Origin of the sequence: Streptomyces sp. ID05-26A (assembly GCF_033794685.1) — a bacterium.
In the GTDB taxonomy this organism is placed as follows: domain Bacteria; phylum Actinomycetota; class Actinomycetes; order Mycobacteriales; family Pseudonocardiaceae; genus Lentzea.
Genome location: NZ_JARAYZ010000005.1, coordinates 377,554 through 398,102, shown reverse-complemented (window position 1 = coordinate 398,102; position 20,549 = coordinate 377,554). Strand labels below are relative to the sequence as shown.

16 protein-coding genes and 2 tRNA genes are annotated in these 20,549 nt (G+C 68.9%); 12 read left to right on the top strand and 6 right to left on the bottom strand.

Going from position 1 to position 20,549, the window contains the following annotated elements; genetic code table 11:
* Positions 1 to 136 precede the first annotated feature (136 nt).
* From PV646_RS36525 to PV646_RS36515, 3 genes are read left to right on the top strand one after another with little or no spacing between them, the layout of a single operon-like run.
* Entirely contained in the window at positions 137 to 337 is a 201-nt protein-coding gene (locus tag PV646_RS36525) for a hypothetical protein (protein ID WP_090010112.1), read from the top strand.
* Between the two features lie 53 nt (positions 338 to 390).
* Positions 391 to 1,890, top strand: coding sequence for an AMP-binding protein (locus PV646_RS36520; RefSeq protein ID WP_500346870.1), 1,500 nt, complete (start codon positions 391 to 393; stop codon positions 1,888 to 1,890).
* A gap of 30 nt (positions 1,891 to 1,920) precedes the next feature.
* Positions 1,921 to 3,231, top strand: a complete 1,311-nt coding sequence (locus tag PV646_RS36515; protein WP_500346869.1) for a helix-turn-helix transcriptional regulator — start codon at positions 1,921 to 1,923, stop codon at positions 3,229 to 3,231.
* Between the two features lie 234 nt (positions 3,232 to 3,465).
* Here PV646_RS36515 and PV646_RS36510 read toward each other — a convergent pair whose 3' ends face one another.
* Positions 3,466 to 4,704: a helix-turn-helix domain-containing protein gene (locus PV646_RS36510; RefSeq protein ID WP_500346868.1), complete on the bottom strand. Its 1,239-nt coding sequence runs from the start codon at positions 4,702 to 4,704 to the stop codon at positions 3,466 to 3,468.
* A 28-nt stretch (positions 4,705 to 4,732) separates the two neighbouring features.
* Here PV646_RS36510 and PV646_RS36505 point away from each other — a divergent pair, with 28 nt between their 5' ends.
* From PV646_RS36505 to PV646_RS36495, 3 genes are all read left to right on the top strand, one after another.
* Complete coding sequence (locus tag PV646_RS36505) at positions 4,733 to 4,864, top strand: hypothetical protein (protein WP_500346867.1); 132 nt, start codon at positions 4,733 to 4,735, stop codon at positions 4,862 to 4,864.
* Between the two features lie 119 nt (positions 4,865 to 4,983).
* Positions 4,984 to 5,472, top strand: coding sequence for a PH domain-containing protein (locus tag PV646_RS36500; RefSeq protein ID WP_500346866.1), 489 nt, complete (start codon positions 4,984 to 4,986; stop codon positions 5,470 to 5,472).
* On the top strand, positions 5,469 to 7,019 hold the full coding sequence (locus PV646_RS36495; RefSeq protein WP_500346865.1) for a PH domain-containing protein: 1,551 nt from the start codon (positions 5,469 to 5,471) through the stop codon (positions 7,017 to 7,019). Before PV646_RS36500 ends, PV646_RS36495 begins: the two co-directional genes overlap by 4 nt.
* Here the strand turns inward: PV646_RS36495 and PV646_RS36490 are convergent.
* Positions 6,998 to 7,933: a GlxA family transcriptional regulator gene (locus PV646_RS36490; RefSeq protein WP_500346864.1), complete on the bottom strand. Its 936-nt coding sequence runs from the start codon at positions 7,931 to 7,933 to the stop codon at positions 6,998 to 7,000. The genes PV646_RS36495 and PV646_RS36490 overlap by 22 nt on opposite strands.
* A gap of 71 nt (positions 7,934 to 8,004) precedes the next feature.
* Here PV646_RS36490 and PV646_RS36485 point away from each other — a divergent pair, with 71 nt between their 5' ends.
* Entirely contained in the window at positions 8,005 to 9,270 is a 1,266-nt protein-coding gene (locus PV646_RS36485) for an MFS transporter (protein ID WP_500346863.1), read from the top strand.
* On the opposite strand, the gene PV646_RS36480 is transcribed toward PV646_RS36485, so the two are convergent.
* Positions 9,202 to 10,725: a helicase HerA-like domain-containing protein gene (locus PV646_RS36480; protein WP_500346862.1), complete on the bottom strand. Its 1,524-nt coding sequence runs from the start codon at positions 10,723 to 10,725 to the stop codon at positions 9,202 to 9,204. The two genes, PV646_RS36485 and PV646_RS36480, sit on opposite strands and share 69 nt — an antisense overlap.
* A 72-nt stretch (positions 10,726 to 10,797) precedes the next feature.
* On the opposite strand from PV646_RS36480, the gene orn reads away from it, so the two are divergent.
* From orn to PV646_RS36465, 3 genes are all read left to right on the top strand, one after another.
* On the top strand, positions 10,798 to 11,403 hold the full coding sequence (gene orn, locus PV646_RS36475) for an oligoribonuclease (protein ID WP_500346861.1): 606 nt from the start codon (positions 10,798 to 10,800) through the stop codon (positions 11,401 to 11,403).
* 66 nt (positions 11,404 to 11,469) lie between these two features.
* Positions 11,470 to 11,542: transfer RNA gene (locus tag PV646_RS36470), tRNA-His, on the top strand.
* Between the two features lie 58 nt (positions 11,543 to 11,600).
* Positions 11,601 to 13,226: an ABC-F family ATP-binding cassette domain-containing protein gene (locus tag PV646_RS36465; RefSeq protein WP_500346860.1), complete on the top strand. Its 1,626-nt coding sequence runs from the start codon at positions 11,601 to 11,603 to the stop codon at positions 13,224 to 13,226.
* Positions 13,227 to 13,230: 4 nt separating this feature from the next.
* Here PV646_RS36465 and PV646_RS36460 read toward each other — a convergent pair whose 3' ends face one another.
* Positions 13,231 to 14,382 (bottom strand): L,D-transpeptidase, encoded by a 1,152-nt coding sequence (locus tag PV646_RS36460; RefSeq protein ID WP_500346859.1) that lies wholly within the window; start codon positions 14,380 to 14,382, stop codon positions 13,231 to 13,233.
* Between the two features lie 267 nt (positions 14,383 to 14,649).
* Between PV646_RS36460 and PV646_RS36455 the strand changes: the two genes are divergently transcribed.
* Positions 14,650 to 14,723, top strand: a tRNA-Lys gene (locus tag PV646_RS36455).
* Positions 14,724 to 14,944: 221 nt separating this feature from the next.
* Here the strand turns inward: PV646_RS36455 and PV646_RS36450 are convergent.
* Both PV646_RS36450 and PV646_RS36445 read right to left on the bottom strand, forming a co-directional pair.
* The gene (locus tag PV646_RS36450) at positions 14,945 to 16,861 is read right to left on the bottom strand and encodes a DUF1996 domain-containing protein (protein WP_500346858.1); all 1,917 of its coding nucleotides are present in this window, start codon (positions 16,859 to 16,861) and stop codon (positions 14,945 to 14,947) included.
* 319 nt (positions 16,862 to 17,180) lie between these two features.
* A complete protein-coding gene (locus PV646_RS36445) occupies positions 17,181 to 19,538 on the bottom strand; it encodes a LuxR C-terminal-related transcriptional regulator (protein WP_500346857.1) in 2,358 nt (785 codons plus the stop codon).
* A gap of 162 nt (positions 19,539 to 19,700) precedes the next feature.
* On the opposite strand from PV646_RS36445, the gene PV646_RS36440 reads away from it, so the two are divergent.
* The gene (locus tag PV646_RS36440) at positions 19,701 to 20,465 is read left to right on the top strand and encodes an IniB N-terminal domain-containing protein (protein ID WP_500346856.1); all 765 of its coding nucleotides are present in this window, start codon (positions 19,701 to 19,703) and stop codon (positions 20,463 to 20,465) included.
* The last annotated feature ends 84 nt before the right edge of the window (positions 20,466 to 20,549 follow it).

Sequence of the window (20,549 nt, the reverse complement as noted above, 5' to 3'; positions counted from 1 at the left end):
CGCTAACCGCAGCTCGGCGCGGTCGCCGGACGGAGAAGCCGAAACCTCCGTCATGACCAACGGTGACGCACGTCTCTCTGACGTGAGCGCCGGCGGCACCGAGCCGGCGTGCCGAGTGAGCTGGAGGAAGAAACCCGTGGGAGCCAAAGAGGAGTGGCAGGTGAGCTGCCGCGACATCGCTTCGCGCCGACGGGACATGACGGTGTTCGTCAGCCAGGGGCACATCGTGATCACCGTGCCGCCGGGAGAGGCCGCCGTGCTGACACCACTGGAGGTCGGTCGCCTGCGGGCGGCGTTGCGGGACGCCGTCGTGAGCGCGTCCAACACCGATATGTGACCGCCGTCACACCGTTACCTACTCGCTAGTAGGTAGATGGCAGAGTGGGTCTCATGGTGACCCGCGTGCTGCTGACCCTGGTCAAAGCCGGAGTGATCCGGCCGTTGGGCCCGCGAGGGCTCTCCGGCACCGTGCGCGGGTATCTGCAGTGGGACATCACACTGGCGTGGGGGTACCAGACAGGCGCGGGACGGCATCCGGACCGCGCGGCGATCATCGACGACGACGGCGTGCTCACGTACGCGGAGGTGAACGAGCGCACCAGCAGGCTCGCGCATGCGTTCCGCGCCAAGGAACGCGTCGGGCTGCTGTGCCGCAACGGCCGCGCGTTCATCGAGACGATGACGGCGTGCACGAAGATCGGCGCCGACGCCGTGCTGCTCAACACCAGCCTGAGCAAAGGACAACTGGCCCAGGTCGCGCAGGACCAGAAGATCGACAGGATCGTCGCGGACCGCGAGTTCGCCGGCGTGGTGCCCGACCTGCCCACCTACTTCACCGACGAGCTCGAGTCGCTGATCGCTGACGGGCCCGTGAAGCCGCTCCCCCGCAGACCTCCGCGCGGCCGGCTGATCATCCTCACCTCCGGCACCACCGGCACGCCGAAGGGCGCCCGCCGCCCGGAGCCCGCGAGCCTCGCCCCCGCCGCCGCGCTGCTCTCGCGGATCCCGCTCAAGCACGGCGACGTCATCTCCATCACCTCCCCGCTCTTCCACGCCTGGGGGCTCGCCGCGTTCCAGCTCGGGCTCGTGCTCGGCGCGACCCTCGTGCTGCGCCGCAAGTTCGACCCGGCACAGGCGCTGCAGGACGCGGCGAGGTGCACCGCGATGTTCGTGGTTCCCGTGATGCTGCAACGCATGCTGGAGACCGAGCACCGGCCGAAGCTGCGGATCATCGCGTCCAGCGGCTCGGCCCTCCCGCCGAAGGTCGCCGCCCGCACCCTGCGGGAGTTCGGCCCGGTGCTCTACAACCTCTACGGCTCAACGGAAGTGAGCTGGGCGAGCATCGCCACGCCCGAAGAGATGCTGCGCGAGCCCGGCACGGCGGGCCAGCCACCGCTCGGCACCCGACTGGCCATTGTGGATGATCAGGGCAAGCCGGTGACGCCGGGCGACACCGGGCGGATCTTCGTCGGCAACGAGATGCTGTTCGACGGCTACACCAACGGCACCAGCAAGGAATCGTTGAACGGCCTCATGTCGACCGGTGATCTCGGTTACCTCAAGGACGGCTTGCTGTTCGTGGCCGGCCGTGACGACGAAATGATCGTCTCAGGTGGCGAGAACGTTTACCCGCACGACGTGGAGGAACTCCTCTCGATGCTCGACGGCGTCACCGAGGTCGCGGTTCTCGGTGTGCCGGACGAGGAATGGGGCCAGCGCCTCGCCGCTTTCGTTGTCGGCGCAAAAACCCTGACGGCCGAACACGTACGTGAACACGTGAAGGCGAACCTGGCGCGATACTCCGTTCCCCGGGATGTTTTCTTCGTCAACGAGTTGCCCCGCAACGCAGCCGGAAAAGTGTTGAAACGTCAATTGCGGGAGCAGCACTAGAGTCAGCCCTCGAAGTGAGGGGGCTTCACCATGACGGTTCCCGGCAGGTCCGCGGATCCGCGGTCCAACGCCGTGCACAACCTGCGCGAGGCACGCATCGCCCTGGACGAGGGCAGGCCCGGCGAGGCGTTGGAGTACGCGGAGAAGGCCGTGGCCGCGTTCTCGTGGCTGGACGACGCGGAGGGCGTGGCCGAGGGCGTTCTGGCCCAATCGGTCGCGCTGGGCAAGCGAGGGCTGTGGCCCAGCGCGCTCGACACGATCGACAAGGTGCAGGCGATCGCGGCGGCGAACCGCCACATCGGACTCCAGGCGCGGTGCAGCTTTTCCCGTGCCGTGGTGGAACTGCGTCTCGATTCGCGGGAACGGAGCTTCAACTCCTTCGCCCGCGCGCTCGGTCTCGCGGAGCTCACCGGTGACAACGAGCTGATCGGCTCGGTGCTGTTCGAACAGGCGCGGGTGATGCGGATGCAGTACCACGAGCACTGCATGATGCGCACCGAGGAGAACCGCTGCAGCCTCGACGGAGAGCCGTGCGTGCGCAAACTCCGCCGTGCGGAAGCGTTGTGCGCTCAGGTCCGCGACCGGTGGAAGACGCTCGGCGACCCGGTGCGGATGGCGATGGTCAACGTTCTGCTGACACACGTGCGCATCGATCTGGGTGAACTTGACCGCGCGCACCGCAGCTGGCAGCGCGCTGACCAGTTGCTTGCCGGAAGGACCCGCCCGGTGGCACGGGCGGAGGCGCTGATGGTCCGGGCGCGGCTCAGCGGGGCGCGGGGGCGTCACCCCGAGCAGATAGCCCAGCTCTCCCAGGCCGCCGAGCTCGCGATGAGCTGCCTGGCACGGGAAGTGGCGGTGCACGCGCACCAGCAGTTGAGCGAGGCGCACGAACGGACAGGTGAGTTCGAACGCGCGCTGCGCCACGCGCGGATGCAGTTGGAGCAGTACCGGTTGTGGGAACTGCAGGAGGGCCGCGACCTGCTCCGGATGCGCGAGCACGACCTGTCGTCACGTCTCGTGGAACAGTTGGCGCACAGGCGTTTCGAGCCCAAGCGGGAGGACGCGGTGGTGCGCGTCCCGCGCGTCGGCGAGCTGCACGAGACCGGCACCGCGGAGCACACGAACACGCGGATCGCCCGCGCACTGCGGGCAGGACTCACCAAACGCGGCATCGAAGTGTTGCGGCTCGTGGCCGCCGGGGCGAGCACGGCGATGATCGCGGAGTCGCTCGGCCTGTCGCCCAAGACCGTGCAGAACCACCTCCAGCGCATCTACACGACCCTTGACGTCAACGGCCGCGCCGGCGCCATCGTGTGGTGGATGAACCTCACCACCACCTAGACATGCATTGGCAAGGTATTGACAAATAGGCCGAGCGGACCGGTTGACCATCGCCCGTTCGGCCGCTTGTCGTTCACCGGGAACTGCCGGTTCCCGGGTTTTTTACCCATGTCCACGAGGTGGAATTGGGTGATGTGATGGGTAACTGGTCTGTGTCATGCTCCGTTAACAAGGTGTCCGGTTCATGAGCGAGGGACGGTCATGGGGAGGCAACGCCGCCTGGCGCTCGAAGCACTAGTGCTTCCGGAGCGCGATGCGTGCCACGTCTCGCCACAGCAGCGGGTCGACGCCCTCGGGGTTGATGTTCTCCAGCAGTGCCGCCAGCGCCGTCCGCGCTCCGGCACCGTCCTCCGGATCACCCTCGTCCGCCGCCCGCACGAGCAGGAGGTGGCACCGCAGCTGCTGTTCGGCGTCGAGCCGTCCGGTCGCGAGCGCCACCTCGGCGAGTGCGCGCGCCCGGTCGACCTCTCCGTCGCGCAGCGCCAGTTCCGCTCGCAGCGCGCGGGCGTGGGCGAGCAGGCCGTCCTGCCCTCGCAGGGCCGCGATCGTCGTCTCCACCTCGTCCAGCAACGCGACCACGTCGTCGAGGTTCGCTCCCGGTGTGCGCAGCGCGATGGCCGCCCCGGCCAGGCGGACCCGGCAGCCGTACTCGGGATCACCGCCGTGGTCGCCGAGCATCCCGATGGCCTCGCGGATGCAGTGCGCGGCCTCCATCCGGTCCCCCAGGCGATCCGCGACCTTCGCGCGCACCCACCACGTGGAGATCGCGAGCCGGTCGCGGCCGAGTTCGGGCAGCCGCACGGAAAGCTGGTCCACGACCTGTTCGGCGTCGGCCAGGCGCCCGGCCGCGGTGAGCTCCGCGCACAACGCGATGAGCGCGCGCGTGTGGACGCGGCGCACCCGTTCACCGTCGCCGTTCGCCAACTCGACGGCCTCGGTCGCGGCCTTCACGGATTCGGCCGTCCGGGCGAGGCGCCGCAACGAGGATGCGCGCAGGATCTCCACGAGCGCGTCCACCGCCGGACCGGGAGACCACGACTTGCGCAGCTTCGACGCCGCCAGCAGCAGACCCTCGTGGTCGCGCTGCCGGGCGAGCACCACCAGGCGCGTCCAGCGCACGCACCAGCCGAACATCTCCTCGTCGGTGCGCTTTCCCAGCGTTTCCAGCAGATCGACGGCCAGCACCAGGTCGCCGTCGTGGTAGGCCATCAGGGCCTCGCACCACGCCAGCGCCTCGTCCTGCATGGCGGTGCGGTCCTCGTCGACGACGAGCTCGGACGGGTCGACGCCGAGCACCTCGGCGAGCCTGCGGACGACGGTGGGCGACGGCACCCGTTCGCCGGACTCGAGCCGCGACACGTAGCTCATGGAGACACCGGGGCACGCGAGGTCCTTTTGCGACAAACCGCGCTGCAGCCGGACCGCGCGCAACCGCGCACCGAACCTGGTCAACGACTTCCTGCCCTCATCCACGGCCGCCACCTAACGAAGGAGCCCCTCAATGAAGTTGAACACTATCGCTCGAACCGTCGCGGCCGTGATCCTCAGTTTGGGGGCGCTGCTCGCGATGTCCGGTGCGGCATCGGCGGACGAGCCCGACAAGTTCACGCCGCCGTACTGCGCCCAGCCCTGACCCGTTAGCCCGAACCGGGGTGGTCCCGCCTCCCTCGCAAGCGGGACCACCCCGGTCACCGACACACCAATTGACACACCTGACCACACCGGCAGGTGCGGGTGAGGCACCCTTGTGGGGTGACTCTGCAACTGCGCACGCCTCGTCACCAGGTGAGCCCGAAGTCCGTCCTGCTGTGGACGATGCAGGCCGCCGTCTTCTGGCTCGTGCTGTTCGTGCCCCAGCTGATCGTGTTCCTGCTGGTGAGCAACCCGCCGACGTGGGAGCTCGTGCTCATGATCGCCACCGGCGTCGTCGGCGTCGTGCACACCGCGGTCGAACCGAGCTGGCGCTACCGCGTGCACCGCTGGGAGACCACGCCGGACGCCGTCTACACCCTCTCCGGCTGGCTGAACCAGGAGTGGCGGGTCGCGCCGGTGTCGCGCATCCAGACGATCGACACGAAACGCGGGCCGTTCCAGCAGATGCTCGGCCTCTCGACCGTCACGGTGACGACGGCGTCGGCCGCCGGCCCGGTGGAGATCGAGGGCCTGGAGCACGAGGTCGCGCAGAGGCTCGTGGTGGAACTGACGAACACCACCCAGGCCACGCCCGGTGATGCCACGTGACCACCCCGGCGGAGGTTCCGGCCGGGCTGCCCGCCGCGCCGGAGTTCACCGAGCCGTTGCAGGAGTGGCACCGCCTGCACGTGCGGATGCTGGTCGTGCGGCCGCTCAACGAGGGCATCGCGATGCTGGTGCCGATCCTCGTGCTGCTGTTCACCGGCAACGGCGAGAAGTGGCGGCTCATCGCGTCCGGCGCGACGGTCGCGGCGATCCTCGCGTTCAGCTACCTCATCTGGCGCACCACGAGGTACCGCATCACCGACGACCAGGTCGAGCTGCACACGGGTCTGTTGACCCGCAAGCAGCTCGCGGTGCCGCGTGATCGCATCAGGACGGTCGACCTGACGTCCAAGCCGGGCCACCGGATCTTCGGGCTCTCGGCGGTGCGGATCGGCACCGGGCAGCAGGACGTGCCGGGCACGGACGGCCTCACGCTCGACGCGGTGACGCAGCAGGAGGCCGAACGGCTGCGGTTGTTGTTGCTGCAGAAGGGAACCGCGCCCAGGCCGGTCGCTTCGGAGGGCGAGAGCGCGGAACCGGTTCCGCTGCCCGAGTCCGAGGTCATCTCGAAGCTCGACCTGAAGTGGCTCAAGTACGCGCCGCTGTCGTTGTCGGGCCTCGTCGCGATCGGCGCCGTGTTCGGCGTGCTGTCGAACTACGCCGACGACCTCGGCCTGCACCCGGTGCAGGACCTGTGGGAGTGGCTGTTCGAGAACCCGAGCCTCGCGCTCATCGCGGCGTTCCTGGTCGGGCTGGCCGTGGTCGGACTGATCCTGTCGGTCCCGCTCTACATCCTGCAGTTCTGGAACTACCAGCTGACCCGCGAGCCGGACGGAACCGTGCGCGTGCAACGGGGTCTGCTCACCACCCGCTCGGTTTCGGTGGAGGAGCAACGGCTTCGCGGCGTCGACATCCAGGAACCGCTGCTGGTGCGCGCGGGCAAGGGCGCGAAGCTCGCCGCGGTGACGACGGGCCTGGGTTCGAAGGGCGAGAGCAACCTGCTGCTGCCGCCCGCGCCGTTGTCCGTGGCGCACCAGGTCTCGCGGGACGTGCTGAAGGTCGGCAACGACCCGACGACGCTGAGGCTGCGCAAGCACCCGTTCGCCGCGTTGCGCCGCAGCATGTTCCGGCACGTGCTGCCGTGGGTCGTGATCGCCGTGGGCCTCGCGATCTGGGCGCCGTCCTGGGCGTGGCCGATCCCGGTGGCGATCCTCCCGTTCGCCGCGCTGGTCGGCTGGGACAACTACCGTTCACTCGGCAACGCGCTGGACGAGCGGTATCTGGTGACGCGCAACAACTCCCTCGTCCGCAGCACCGTGGCGTTGCAGCGCACCGGCATCATCGGGTGGCGCATCCACCGGTCGTTCTTCCAGCGCCGCAGCGGGCTGGTGACGATCGGCGCGACCACCGCGGCGGGCGCGGGTGTCTACCACGTCACGGACGTCGGCGAGTCCCACGGCCTGGCGCTGGCCGACGAGGCGGTGCCGGACCTGCTGCGCCCGTTCCTGATCGACTCCACTGTGGACGATCAAGCCGAGCGGAACGTCTGACGGTAGGCGCTCGGCGAGACCCCGATCGAGGCGGCCAGCTGCTGTCGCAGAGCCGCGCCGGTGCCGAAGCCGGCGTGGTTCGCGACCTGGTCGATCGGCAGGTCGGTCGACTCCAGCAGGTGCCGGGCCCGGTCGACGCGCTGCTGCGTCAGCCACTGGCCCGGTGACATGCCGGTCTCCGCGCGGAACCGGCGGGTGAACGTGCGCACGCTCATCCGCACCTGCCCGGCCATCGCGGCGAGGTCGAGCGGTTCTTGGAGCCGCTCCAAGGCCCATTCGCGGGCGAGCGCGGTCGAGGTGTCCGGGTAGCTCGGCACCGGCCGGTCGACGAACTGGGACTGGCCGCCCTGCCGCCACGCCGGGACGACGCAGTAGCGGGCGATCCAGTTCGCCACCTCGCTGCCGTGGTCGGACCTGATGACGTGCAGGCACAGGTCGATGCCCGCGGCGACGCCCGCCGAGGTGAGCACGTCGCCGTCGTCGATGAACAGCACGTCCGGGTTGAGCCGCACCTTCGGGTACAGCGCGCGGAACTGGTCCGTGGTGCCCCAGTGCGTGGTCGCGGGTCTGCCGTCGAGCAGTCCGGCGGCGGCGAGCACGAACGCTCCGGTGCAGATCGACATGATCCGGCGCGCGTTCGTCGTCGTGAGCGCCTCCAGCACCGCGGGTTCGAGCCACCCCTCTCGCGCGGGCTTGTAGTGGGTGCCGGGCACGAGCACCGTGTCCGCGTCTTGGAGCACCTCCAAGCCGTGCTCGGGCGTGATGGTGAAGCCACCGGTCGTGGGGATCGGGCGGCGGTCCGGCGAGCAGACGACCACCTCGTAGCGGTCGGCGAGCCGGGCGAACATGTGCGTCGAGCTGCCGATGTCGAACGCGACCGACTGCTCCAGCGCGAGGACGGCGATCCGGTGCATGGCCTGATTCTTTCACATGTTGGCCATCGGGCCACTGGTTGAAGCGTCGGCCTTCACCGAACCTTGTCGTCGTGAGACTCCATTGGGCCTGGGTTGTCGCAGGCGTGTCCTTCATCGCCCTGGTGGGCGCGGCGTCGTTCCGCGCGGCGCCGGGTGCGTTGATCGAGCCGTTGCGGGCGGAGTTCGGCTGGAGCACCGCCACGATCTCGCTCGCGATCTCGATCAACCTGTTGCTGTACGGGCTGACCGCGCCGTTCGCGGCCGCGCTGATGGACAAGTTCGGCGTGCGGGTCGTGGTGACCTGGGCGTTGACCATGGTCGCGATCGGCAGCGGGCTGACGGTGTTCATGACCGCGTCCTGGCAGCTGATCCTGCTGTGGGGTGTCGTGGTCGGGCTCGGCACCGGTTCGATGGCGCTGGCGTTCGTCGCGACGATCACCGGACGCTGGTTCGTGAAGCACCGCGGCCTGGTCACGGGCGTGCTGACGGCGGGTGGCGCGGCCGGTCAGCTGGTGTTCCTGCCGACGGTGGCGTGGCTGTCCGAGAGCTACGGCTGGCGGCCCGCGTCGCTGGTCATCTGCATCGCCGCGCTGGCCGTCGTGCCGCTGGCCGCGTTCTTCCTGCGCGAGTACCCGCGGGACGTGGGACTGCTGCCGCTCGGCGCGTCCGAGGACACTCCCCCGCCACCCGGTGGTGGTGCCGCCAAGCGTGCCCTCGGTGCGTTGACGATGGCCGCGAAGACCCGGCCGTTCTGGCTGCTGGCCGGCGGGTTCGCGATCTGCGGCGCCTCGACGAACGGCCTGGTGGGCACGCACTTCATCCCCGCCGCGCACGACCACGGCATGCCGACGACGACCGCGGCCGGACTGCTCGCGCTGGTCGGCGTGTTCGACATCGTGGGCACGATCGCGTCCGGCTGGCTGACCGACCGGGTGGACTCGCGGCTGCTGCTGGCGGGCTACTACGCGTTGCGCGGCCTCTCGCTGATGCTGCTGCCCCAGCTGTTCGGCGAGTCGGCACACCCGTCGATGCTGGTGTTCATCATCTTCTACGGCCTGGACTGGGTCGCGACGGTGCCGCCGACCGTGGCGTTGTGCCGCCAGTACTTCGGCATGTCCGGTCCGGTCGTGTTCGGCTGGGTGTTCGCGTCGCACCAGCTCGGCGCGGCGATCGCGGCCTCGGCGGCCGGGCTCACCCGCGACCACCTGGGCAGCTACGACCTGGCCTGGTACGTCGCGGGCGCCCTCTGCATCGGCGCGGCCGTGCTGTCAGCGTCGCTTGCGCGAAGTCCCGAAGAGCCCTCGCGTGATCTCACGCGCCAGGGCGCTGCCGGCTGACCGCAGGAACGACTTCACAGCGCTGTTGCCCAGCACCTTCTCGACCATCCCCGGTTCCTCCTTCTCCTCCCGGCGAGGAGGTTCCGGGGCCTGCTGCTGTTCCTCCTGGGGTGGCGGCGCGACCTTCGCCATCAACTGTTCGTAGGCCGACTCGCGGTCGACGGTCTCCGAGTACTTGCCGTGGAGGTCGCTGGACGAGGCGGCCTGCTTGATCGCGTCGTTGCCGATGGTGTCCATCAACGAGCGCGGCGCCCGCAGCCGGGTCCACGCCACCGGGGTCGGCGCGCCCTTCTCGCTCAGCACGGTGATGACCGCCTCGCCGATGCCGAGCGACGTGAGGGCCTTCTCCAGGTCGTAGTGCGGCGTCGTCGGGTACGTCTTCACCGTGCGCGCCAACGCCTTCTGGTCGTCGGGCGTGAACGCGCGCAGGGCGTGCTGGACGCGCGCGCCGAGCTGCGACAGCACGTCGTTCGGGATGTCGGTCGGCAGCTGCGTGCAGAAGAACACGCCGATGCCCTTGGACCGGATGAGCTTCACGGTCTGGGTGATCTGGTCGAGGAACGCCTTGGAGGCGTTGGAGAACAGCAGATGCGCCTCGTCGAAGAAGAAGACGAGCTTGGGCTTCTCGACGTCGCCCTCCTCGGGCAGCGTCTCGAAGAGCTCCGCCAGCAGCCACATCAGGAACGTGGAGAACAGCGCCGGGTTGCCCTGCAGCTCAGCGAGTTCGAGCAGGCTCACGACGCCCTTGCCGTCGCGCTGGCGCATCAGGTCGGCCGGGTCGAGCTCGGGTTCGCCGAAGAACCTGTCGCCGCCCTGCGCCTCCAGGTTGACCAGCGCCCGCAGGATCACGCCCGCCGTGGAACCGGAGACGCCGCCGATGCCCTTGAGGTCGGCCTTGCCCTCGTCGCTGGTGAGGTGCTGGATGACGCTGCGCAGGTCCTTGGTGTCGAGCAGCGGCAGACCTTTCGAGTCCGCCCAGTGGAAGATCAGGCCGAGCGTCGACTCCTGGGTGTCGTTCAGCCCCAGCACCTTCGACAGCAGGATCGGCCCGAAGCTCGTGACCGTCGCCCGCAGCGGCACACCGATGCCGCCCGTGCCGATCGACAGGAACTGCACCGGGAAGGCCTGGGACTGCCAGTCGTCGCCGGTGTCCTGCGCGCGGGTTTTCGTCCGGTCGCTCTCGGCGCCCTGCTGCGACAGACCGGACAGATCGCCCTTCACGTCCGCCATCAGCACCGGGACGCCGTTGTTCGACAGCTGCTCGGCGAGCAGCTGGAGGGTCTTGGTCTTGCCGGTTCCCGTTGCGCCTGCGACAAGTCCGTGGCGGTTGACCATGGACAACGGGATGCGGACGTGCGCGGTCGACTCGACGGTCCCGTCGACCAGCACGGCGCCGAGTTCGATGGCCGCGCCCTCGGACGCGTACCCCGCGGCGATCTCAGCTTGAGCCGTCATGCACGGGGAGCGTAACCAGGTTGCTGCACGCCGCCACTCGAAGTTGACGCTCCGCGCAGTAATGTTCGGGGCGTGATGGATCGTCTGGTGTGGATCGACTGCGAGATGACCGGACTCGACTTGGGCAAGGACGCTCTGATCGAGATCGCGGCACTGGTCACGGACGCCGAGCTCAACGTGCTCGGCGAGGGTGTGGACATCGTGATCCACGCTCCCGATGACGTGCTGGCCTCGATGCCGGAGGTCGTCATGCAGATGCACGCCAAGTCGGGCCTGACCGAGGAGGTGCGCGCGTCCACCGTCTCCCTGGAGGAGGCCGAGGCCGCCGTGCTGGCCTACATCAAGGAGTGGGTGCCCGATCCCCGCACCGCTCCCCTGGCCGGCAACTCCATCGCCACCGACCGCGGGTTCATCGCGCGCGACATGCCGGCGCTCGACGCCCACCTGCACTACCGCATGGTCGACGTGTCGTCGATCAAGGAGCTGTGCCGGCGCTGGTACCCGCGCATCTACTACGCGCAGCCGGGCAAGGGCCTCGCGCACCGGGCGCTCGCGGACATCGTCGAGTCGATCCGGGAGCTCGCGTACTACCGGCGGACGGCGTTCGTGCCGCAGCCCGGCCCGTCGACCGAGCAGGCCCAGGCCGTGGCCGCTGACCTGCTCAAGAACGTCGAATGACCCCCTGATTTCAATATCGGTGGCTACCGTTGCTATGCTTTCCTCGCCGGTCAACGACTGGCAATGGTGGGTGTAGCTCAGCCGGTAGAGCACTGGGTTGTGATCCCAGGTGTCGCGGGTTCAAGTCCCGTCACTCACCCTTTGTCGAAAGGCCTCCGCACTCGCGGGGGCCTTTCTTCACGTTTACGGGAGCCTTCATGACCACGCTCGTCGCCAAGGACCTCGCCGCCGGTCACGGAGACCGCGTCCTGTTCTCCGACCTGAACCTCGTCGTCGCTCCCGGCGACGTCATCGGGCTCGTCGGCGTGAACGGCGCGGGCAAGTCGACGTTGCTCAAGACCCTGGCCGGGCTGATCCCCGCCGAGTCCGGCCGCGTGACGCTGAGCCCGCCCGCGGCCAACGTCGGACACCTCGCGCAGGAACCGGAGCGCCTCGAAGGCGAGACCGTCCGCGACTTCCTGGCTCGCCGCACCGGTGTCGCGGAAGCTCAGAGGGTGCTGGACGTGGCCACCGAAGCGTTGACCGCCGGCAACGACGAGGGCTACTCGGACGCGCTGGACCAGTGGCTCGCGCTGGGCGGTGCCGACCTCGAGGAGCGCTCTCTGGAGGTCGTCGCCGACCTGGGGTTGACCGTAGGCCTGGACGCGTTGATGACCTCGCTGTCCGGCGGCCAGGCGGCGCGGGCGGGCATGGCCTCGTTGCTGCTCAGCCGGTACGACATCTTCCTGCTCGACGAGCCGACCAACGACCTGGACCTCGACGGCCTGGAGCGGCTGGAGAAGTTCGTCACGGGCCTGCGCGCCGGCACCGTGCTGGTCTCGCACGACCGCGAGTTCCTGGCCCGCACGGTCACCAGCGTGCTGGAGCTCGACCTGCACCAGAACTCCGTGCGCCTGTTCGGCGGCGGCTACGAGTCGTACCTCGAAGAGCGCGCACGGGCCCGTCAGCACGCCCGTGACGACTACGACGAGTACGCGGACACGAAGTCGTCGTTGGAAGCCCGTGGCCGCATGCAGCGCGCATGGATGGACAAGGGCGTGAAGAACGCACGGCGCAAGGCGACCGACAACGACAAGAACGCTCGTAAGTTCCGTGCCGACGCCACGGAGAAGCAGGCCTCGAAAGCGCGGCAGACCGACCGCATGATCGAACGGCTGGAGGTCGTCGAGGAGCCCCGCAAGGAGTGGGAGCTGCGGATGGAGATCGCCGCGGCCCCGCGTTCCGGTGCCGTGGTGGCGTCGTTGCGGGCGGCCGTGGTCTCCCGGGGCTCGTTCACACTCGGCCCGGTGGACCTGCAGATCGACTGGGCGGACCGGGTCGCGATCACCGGCGCGAACGGCGCGGGCAAGTCGACGCTGCTGGCCGCGTTGCTGGGGCGCCTGGAGCTGACCTCGGGGTACGCGACCCTGGGCTCCGGCGTCGTGGTGGGCGAGGTGGACCAGGCACGCGGGCTGTTCCTGGGCGACCTGCCGCTGGTGGACGCGTTCCAGGAGGCGGTGCCGGAGATGAACCCGGCCGACGTGCGGACGTTGCTCGCGAAGTTCGGCCTGAAGGCGGCCCACGTGATGCGGCCGGCCGCGTCGCTGTCACCGGGTGAGCGGACGCGGGCGGCGCTGGCGTTGCTGCAGGGCAGCGGGGTGAACCTGCTGGTGCTGGACGAGCCGACGAACCACCTCGACCTGGCCGCGATCGAGCAGCTGGAGTCGGCGCTGGAGAACTACCCGGGCACGTTGCTGCTGGTGACGCACGACCGGCGGATGCTGGAGGCGGTGCAGGTGAACCGTCACCTGGCCGTGTCGGGCGGCCAGGTGACGGTCTCCTAGTGAGTTAGCGGTTGCCCTGGACCCACGTGGCCCACGGGACCTGCCAGTCGCCGAAGCCGTCCCACGACTCGAGTGCCGGCCCGCCGGAGTTGGTGACGATGACGACGTCGCCCTGCTTGCTGTTGTCGAACACCCACTTGGCGTTCTCCGGCGAGAGGTTCAGGCAGCCGTGGCTCACGTTGCGCTTGCCCTGGTCACCGATGGACCACGGCGCGCCGTGGAAGAAGATGCCGCTGTTGGACATCCGGTACGCCCAGTCGACGGGCGTCTTGTAGCCGCCGTTCTCGAGCGCGAGACCGTACGTCGTCGAGTCCATGATCATGTGGTCGTGCTTCTCCATCAGCACGTACGTGCCGGTGGGGGTGGCGTCGGCCGGCTTGCCCATCGACGTCGGCATGGTGCGGACGACCTGGCCGTTGACCTTGGTGATCACCTGGTGCGTCTGGCCGTCGGCCTCGTGGATGACCTCGTCACCGACCGTCGTGGTGATGATGCGGTCTTCCTGGCCGTAGATGCCGTTGCCGACGTGCTTGCCGTAGACCTTCACGTGCATGGTGATCTTGGTGCCCGCCTTCCAGAACTTCTCCGGACGCCAGTGCACCTCCTTCTCGTTGAACCAGTAGAAGGCGCCCTCGACCTTGGGCTCGGTGGTGATCTCCAGCATCTTCTCGGCCGCGACCTTGTCGGCCACCTTCTCGTCGAAGTAGAAGGCGAGCGGCTGCCCGACGCCGATCGTGGTGCCGTCCTGGGGGTTCGTCGACACGTAGGTGAGCGTCCGCGGCTTCACCGTGGTGAAGTTCGACTCCTTGGTCTCCGCCTTGCCGTCCGCACCGGTGGCCGTGGCGACCAGCTTGTAGGCCTTCGAGTACCCGAGCGGCTCCGTGTTGGTCCACTGCGTCGACTCGGCGTTCATCTTGCCCTCGACGACCTTGCCCTCGGGGTTGGTCAGCTTGACCTCGGTCAGCTTCCCGTCCGCCGCCGTCGCGATGACGGGCAGCCCCGGCATGACGTCGGCCGCGCCGTTGTTCAACGCCAGCGTCAGCGTGACGGGCTTAGGCGGAGGCGGAGGAGCACTGCTCGACTCACCACCGGCACCGGTCGCCGCGTCACCGCCGCCCGAACAGCCTGCGATCAGCATCACAGCGATTCCCGCCATGACCACCCCACGACCGCGCCTGCTCCACATCCCCATGGACGTACTTCCGATCTGCTTGTGTCCGCTCCCGAGACTGCCTGCACGAAGGTGTTTTGGCGTCCCCCGACTAGGTGACGACAGGGGGTGGTCCGAAGTTGCGCAAGTGGCCGGATCGTTACGTGGCCGATGCGCTCTCAAACCCTCGCTGACCTGCCGATTGGGAGCGCGCGGAGGCGTTGTGCTAACGTTCTTCACGTCGGAACGAGCAAGACTCCGGCACACAAACAAGCGCCGCTAGCTCAGTTGGTTAGAGCAGCTGACTCTTAATCAGCGGGTCCGGGGTTCGAGTCCCTGGCGGCGTACTCCAGAGAAGCAGGTAGAGATTCGTCTCTACCTGCTTCTTTGCTTTTCGGGTACTCATCCGAATTCTCTTGCTGGACACGACCTTCCAGTCCGCCTCGGAAACGAGCGCGAGAGTTTGCTGCCCCGTGGCGCAGGTCGTGCAGGCGGCTTCGAGGCCCACTAGAAAGGGCTTGCCCGGACCAAAAGCCCGGGCAAGCCCCTGTGGTGGTTCAGGTGACGGTCAGGAGCACCTGCGCCCGTCGTTGACGCACTTCACGATCTTCGCCATGGTCTGGTCGGAGTTGACGTTGGCGAAGTCGTTGTGGTCGGAGAACGGGTTGTGGTTCTCCTCCGGGAAGGCGTCGAGCTGGTACTGCCCCTTCTGCTGGACGTCGCGGGAGATGTTGTAGGAGATGCTGATCCGCAGCTGCGGGATGGCCTTGAAGCCCTGCGGGCACGCGCCGGTCTGCTTGTCGGCGAACCGGACGTGGTCGCGGTGGTTGGCGCTGTCGGCGTTCTGACCGTCCCAGCAGCCCGCGAAGTCGTGCACTCGCATGACCTTGCTGCCGTTCGGGCAGATCACGTACTTGTCGGACAGGCGGTCCTCGAACCCGCTGCACGTCCACGTCGCGCGGGCGTTGGCGGGGCCGCGGCTGGTCGGCTTGGCGTCACCGACGACCATCTTCAGGAACTTCGGCATGCCCGTGACCTTGCTGGTCGCGTTGCCCCGGTACTCGATCTTCACCTCGGCGGGCCGGACGATCTTGCCGAGGTTGCCGACCAGTTCGAGGTTCTTGCCGGTGGGAGCGGCCAGCGGCGGCGCGGGCGGGGCGGTGGTGGTCGCGGGCGGGGCGGTGGTGGTCGTGGCACCACCGTTGTTGCCGCCGTTGTTGTTGCCGCCGTTGTTGTTGCCCTCGTTGCCGTTGCCCTCGTTGCCGTTGCCTTCTTCGGCCTCGTTGAGACCGCACTTCGCGAGGCGGCCCAGGTCCTTCGGCTTCTCGGCGTTGCGGCCGATCGCGATCGCGATCCGGTCGAGGGTCGCGACCCGCTTGTCCTTCAACGGCCCGAGAATCGCGTTGTCGATGAAGTTCGGCCCGCCCTGGCCCTTGGTCTTCACCAGGCGCTGGTTGGCCTCGGCGATCTGCTTGTCGAGCTGGTTGAGGTTGTCGTCCACCTCGTCGAGGGCCTGATCCGGCACGCCGGGCAGTGCTTCGCGCACTGACGGGCACTTGATGGTCGGCGTGGCGGCGTCCTGCTCGGCGCCGTTCTGACCGGCCGCTTTCTGCTCGTCGTTGTCGTTCTGCTCGGCCTGCTGGAAAAGGCCGCCCGAGGCGAACTTGCGCGGCTTCGACCCGTGGTTGCCGCCGCCGTGACCGCCACCGCCTCCATGACCCCACCGCAGGTCGCAGTCGGCCAGCGACGTCAGGTTCGGCTTGCGCGCGGACCTGCTGAGGGCGTTCGCGATGCGTTCGAGAGTGGCGACGCGCTTGGCGCGCAACGGACCGAGAACCGTGTTGTTGACGAAGTTCGGGTCACCGGGGTTCTGAGCGCGCGCGACGCGGTCGTTGGCTTCCCTGAGCTGCTGCGCGAGCTGCTGGAGGTTCTTGATGATCTCGTCGCGCACCCGCTGCGGAACGGCGGGCAGGCGCTGGGCGACGCCCGGACACGCGACCTCTCCCGGGCCGTTCTCCTTGATCTTGTCAGGGTTCGAGCCGACGTCCTGCGGATTGGCCTTGGGGTTGATCCGCACGACCGGCCAGAAGTAGGACGAGCGGTCTCCGTTGCGGCAGGACGTCTCCGCGTCGACCAGGCTCTCGTCAGTCGACTCCGCGCTGATCGACTGGTTGCCGACGAAGTCGTGGACGTGCTGCGCGCCGTGCTTCAGACCCGGCTGGGCGACCGGGTTGTCGGCGCTGAACTTGCCGCTCTCGTTCGTGCCGCAGTCGACCCTGAAGACGCCACTGGCGCCGTCCTTGCCGACCTTCGGCACCACGACGTTCTTGTTCACCTTCTCGATGGGTACGAAGGCGCTGAGCGGTGCCGGCTCGCCGTTCTTGGCGGCCAGGGCAACGGTTGCGGTGCCCGCTGCGACCACGGCCACCGCCGACAACCCGGCGATCAGGCGAAACTTCCGTCTGTCCGTCACGCGGTGCGTCATGCGTACTCCTCGTTCGTGCGGCGCATGAACGGGAGTACGTACAGAGAGGTTCATCGGCTCAACCGAATTGTTACCGACTTTCGAGAGCGAGCGCGGCCGCCCGCACGCTCCGACTCCATCGGCGCTGGTGAGGACTGCCGTTTCCCGGTCCTGGGCGCCGCGTCCCTGTGCGTCCGGGTTCGTGCCTGCGGACGCACAGGGACGTGCGTGGCGCCGTCCCGAGCCGGCTGAACCGCATCTGGCGGATCCGCGCACCTTGTATCCGTAGGCCGTGTCCAGCTCGGATCGGTGTCAGGGCCGGATGCACCTGATGGTGTGACTACCTCGCGGACGTCAGGTCGACGTCCTCCAGCGCGCGTTCGAGTTCGCGGCGGTTCTTCGCGCCGAGTTTGTTCCTGATGCGGGTGACGTGGTGTTCGACGGTCTTGGCCGAGATGAACAGGGCGTCCCCGACCTCGCGGTAGGTGAGGCCGTCACGCACCAGTGCGGCCACTTCCTGCTCGCGGTCGCTCAGCACTTCCGCGCCGCCGTTGGCCTGGCCGCTGTGAGTGCCGTGGAACTGGCGGGCGATGTCGAGCAACTGGGTCATCGCCTTGCGGTCCGTGGTGTGCATGGCCGCGTGCCCTGCCAGTCGTGCCGCGTCCGCGCCCATGCCGTGGGCGTGCAGTTCCTGGGCCGCCGACTCGACTCGCGCGTGGTCGACGTCGCCTCGGGCCGCCTGGTTCCAGCAGTGTGCGGCGGTGGCGAGTGCTCTGGCGAACGGGAGTGCGTCTGCGGCGTCGTCCAGTGCCGCGAGGTGTTCCTGGGTTGCCTGGTGGTCGCCGAGGAGGAGCGCGGCGTGGAAGGCGTTCCAGCGCGGGAGCGCTGACCACAGTGGAGGGTCGCCCAGGTTGGCCAGCAGCGTCCACGCCTCGGCCAGGTGTGTCTCGACTCGGTGGAACTGGCCGATTCTCGCTGCGGCGACGGCGATCTCGGTCAACGGGATCAGGGTGTACAGATCGACGGGGTGCACGACGAGCGCCTGCTGGGCCGGTTCCCATGCCGATCGCAGGGCGCGGAGGTCACCGGCGCGGCGGGTGATGCCCAGCTCCAACGCCGCGGCGAACAACGCTTCCCGGGGTTCTCCAAGAGAAGCCGGGTGTTGTGCTGCTTCGACATCGCCTCCGAAGAGTTCTACGCAGGCGAGCAGCAGTCGGTGCCTGTCCGCGTGCACTCCTCTGCCGTCGTCGCCCTGGACGGCCTTGGTGAGCAACGACTTCGCGACCGTCAACTCACCCGCGTGGACGCAGATCAGCGCGGCGAGCGCGGTGGGGCTGTCCGGCTGCACCGAGGCCCTGGAACCGGCCTGGTTCACCCCTGCCGTGGCCACCGCGGCGGCGACAGCAGCCATCGGGGGTCCGGTGACGGTCTCGAGCACCACGTCCGCCAGACGGTGGCCGAGGGTGTCGGTCAGGGACCTGGCCGGTTGCGACCGCGTGCCGAACTGGAGGGTGCGGGCCTGCTCCAGTCGACCGGCGCCGAGCAGGCCGGTCACGGCGTAGCCCAGGGCGAGGACGTTGTCCGAGCGCTGGAGCAGTTCGCCGCCTCGGCCCACCTGTCCGCGCAGCGTCAGCACGGTGGCGGCGACCAGCAACGCGTCCGCGTCGGCGTGTTCGAGGTCCACCACCTCCACCGCGCCGTCGAGGTCACCGCTGAGAGCGCGGGCCCGTGCCAGGAGCGCGGGTGCGCCGGCGGCGGTGAAGAGCCTGGCCGCCAGGGCCGGATCGTCGTCGATCACCTCGTGGCCCGCGGCGGTGAACACGTCCGCGAGTCCGGGATCCACCACGCCGAGGTCCAGCAGTGGCCGGGCGTAGCCGTGCACCGGTCGTGCGCGTGCGGCCTGGGTGAGAGCGAGTTTGCGCAGCAGGTCCGCGCGTTGTTCGGCGGGTGCCAGCACCTCGATCGCGTCGGCGGCGACGGGTAGTGGGGCTCCGTCGATCTGGAGCAGGCCCGCCGACCTGAGGGCCTCGATGGACTCCGACACCGCGGGCAGGTCCAGGGCGAGCACCGTCGCGAGCAGGTTCACGTCGAAGGGGGCACCGAGGGCGCGGGCCAGCAGCAGGTCGCTCGCGGCGACGGACAGGCCGTCGAAGTGGCGGGCGAACGCGCTGCGCGGCTCCGGTGACAGTTCGTCGAGCACGAACGCCGGCGTGCCACCGGTTCGCTCGTGCAGGCGGTCCGCGAACTCCTCGCTCACCTCGGCGTCCAGGAGGTGCGCGGCGAGGGAACGGACATGGGCGCGCGTCAGTGGCCGCAGACGCACCCGGACCACGGCACCGGGCAGTTCGCTGATCAACCGGCTCAGCGCGCGGTTGTCCGGCCACGGCCGATGAGCGAGCGCGAGCCGGCCTCCGGCGCTCACCTCGGCCAGCAGGCGGCCTACCTCGTCGTCCCCGAGCGCGTGCCCGTCGTCGACGACGATCGACTGCCCGAAGGTCCGCAGCAACGTGGTCTTGCCGCACCCGGCCGGGCCCACCAGCACGACGTGGTCCGCGCCACGTGCGCGTTCGAGCGTCCGGGCGGTCCCAGTGTCGAGCAGCAAGGGCGTGTCCGACAGCGGGGACATGAGCGCGTGAACCTCCTGGTGGCCGACCTCCACCTCAGTACTTCGGTACATCACCCGTTCAGGTTTGGTCACGGCCCGAAGATCGGGAGACACCCCTATTCCCCTACGCGCGGTGGTGCCGATCCCCGATCAGTCCCCGGCGGACAGGACCAGGCATGTCACCCGATGTGGTGATCAGCCTGTTCTTCGTAGCTTTGAGTCGCACAAGCACAACGACGCACCCTGGAGTTCGACGTGACCCTGCCGCAGACGCTGCACGACTTCACCCTCAACCTGCTCAGCGACCCGGACGCCCGGTCGGCCTTCCAGCTCGACCCGCAGGGCTCGCTCGACGCGGCCGGTCTCGGTGACGTGCACCCGGCGGACATCCAGGAGCTGCTGCCGCTCGTGCTCGACTTCGCGCCGGTCACCTCGCTCGGCGACTTCGGCTCGACGATCTCCGGCCTGGACCTCGACCAGCAGCTCGACCTGATGAGCACGCTGCAGAACACCGTCGGCACGCAGGTCGACGACAACACGGTCCTCGGCGCGGTCTCGGGCCTCACCGCCGCCGTGCACGGCGTCACCACCGGCTTCGACGTGCTCAGCGACCCGTCCAGCGCGCTGGACGTCGTCGGGAAGACCGAGATCACCGACGTCACCGAGACCGTCACCGACCTCGGGGTGACCGACACCTTCGGCAACGGCACCGACGTGCTCGACACCACGCACGTCACGGACGTCGTCGGCGACGTCACCAGCACCCTGCACACCGGCGACCTGGGCGTGAACGACGTGCTCAGCGGCGACGTCACCTCCGCCATCGGCAACGTGACGGGCAACGACCTGTCGCTGCACGAGGTCGGCAACGTCGGCGACGTCGTGTCCCACGTGGGCAACGTCGGCGACCTGACCGGCGTCGGCCACGTCGGTGACATCGGCAAGATCGGCGACATCTCCGGCGAACTGGGCGACGTCAACGTCGGCGGCGTGCTGAACGACCTCGACCTGAGCCTCTGACCCACCGCTCGCGAAAGGCCACCCCGACCGCGCTCCGGGGTGGCCTTTCGGCGTTCGTCCGGCAAGAACGCGATCACCTGGGGC

Coding starts and splice junctions, on each gene's coding strand:
- PV646_RS36450 (WP_500346858.1), bottom strand. CDS start 16,861: ATGACGCACCGCGTGACGGACAGACGGAAGTTTCGCCTGATCGCCGGG.
- PV646_RS36480 (WP_500346862.1), bottom strand. CDS start 10,725: ATGACGGCTCAAGCTGAGATCGCCGCGGGGTACGCGTCCGAGGGCGCG.
- PV646_RS36465 (WP_500346860.1), top strand. CDS start 11,601: ATGACCACGCTCGTCGCCAAGGACCTCGCCGCCGGTCACGGAGACCGC.
- PV646_RS36515 (WP_500346869.1), top strand. CDS start 1,921: ATGACGGTTCCCGGCAGGTCCGCGGATCCGCGGTCCAACGCCGTGCAC.
- PV646_RS36505 (WP_500346867.1), top strand. CDS start 4,733: ATGAAGTTGAACACTATCGCTCGAACCGTCGCGGCCGTGATCCTCAGT.
- PV646_RS36520 (WP_500346870.1), top strand. CDS start 391: ATGGTGACCCGCGTGCTGCTGACCCTGGTCAAAGCCGGAGTGATCCGG.
- PV646_RS36490 (WP_500346864.1), bottom strand. CDS start 7,933: ATGCACCGGATCGCCGTCCTCGCGCTGGAGCAGTCGGTCGCGTTCGAC.
- PV646_RS36460 (WP_500346859.1), bottom strand. CDS start 14,382: ATGGCGGGAATCGCTGTGATGCTGATCGCAGGCTGTTCGGGCGGCGGT.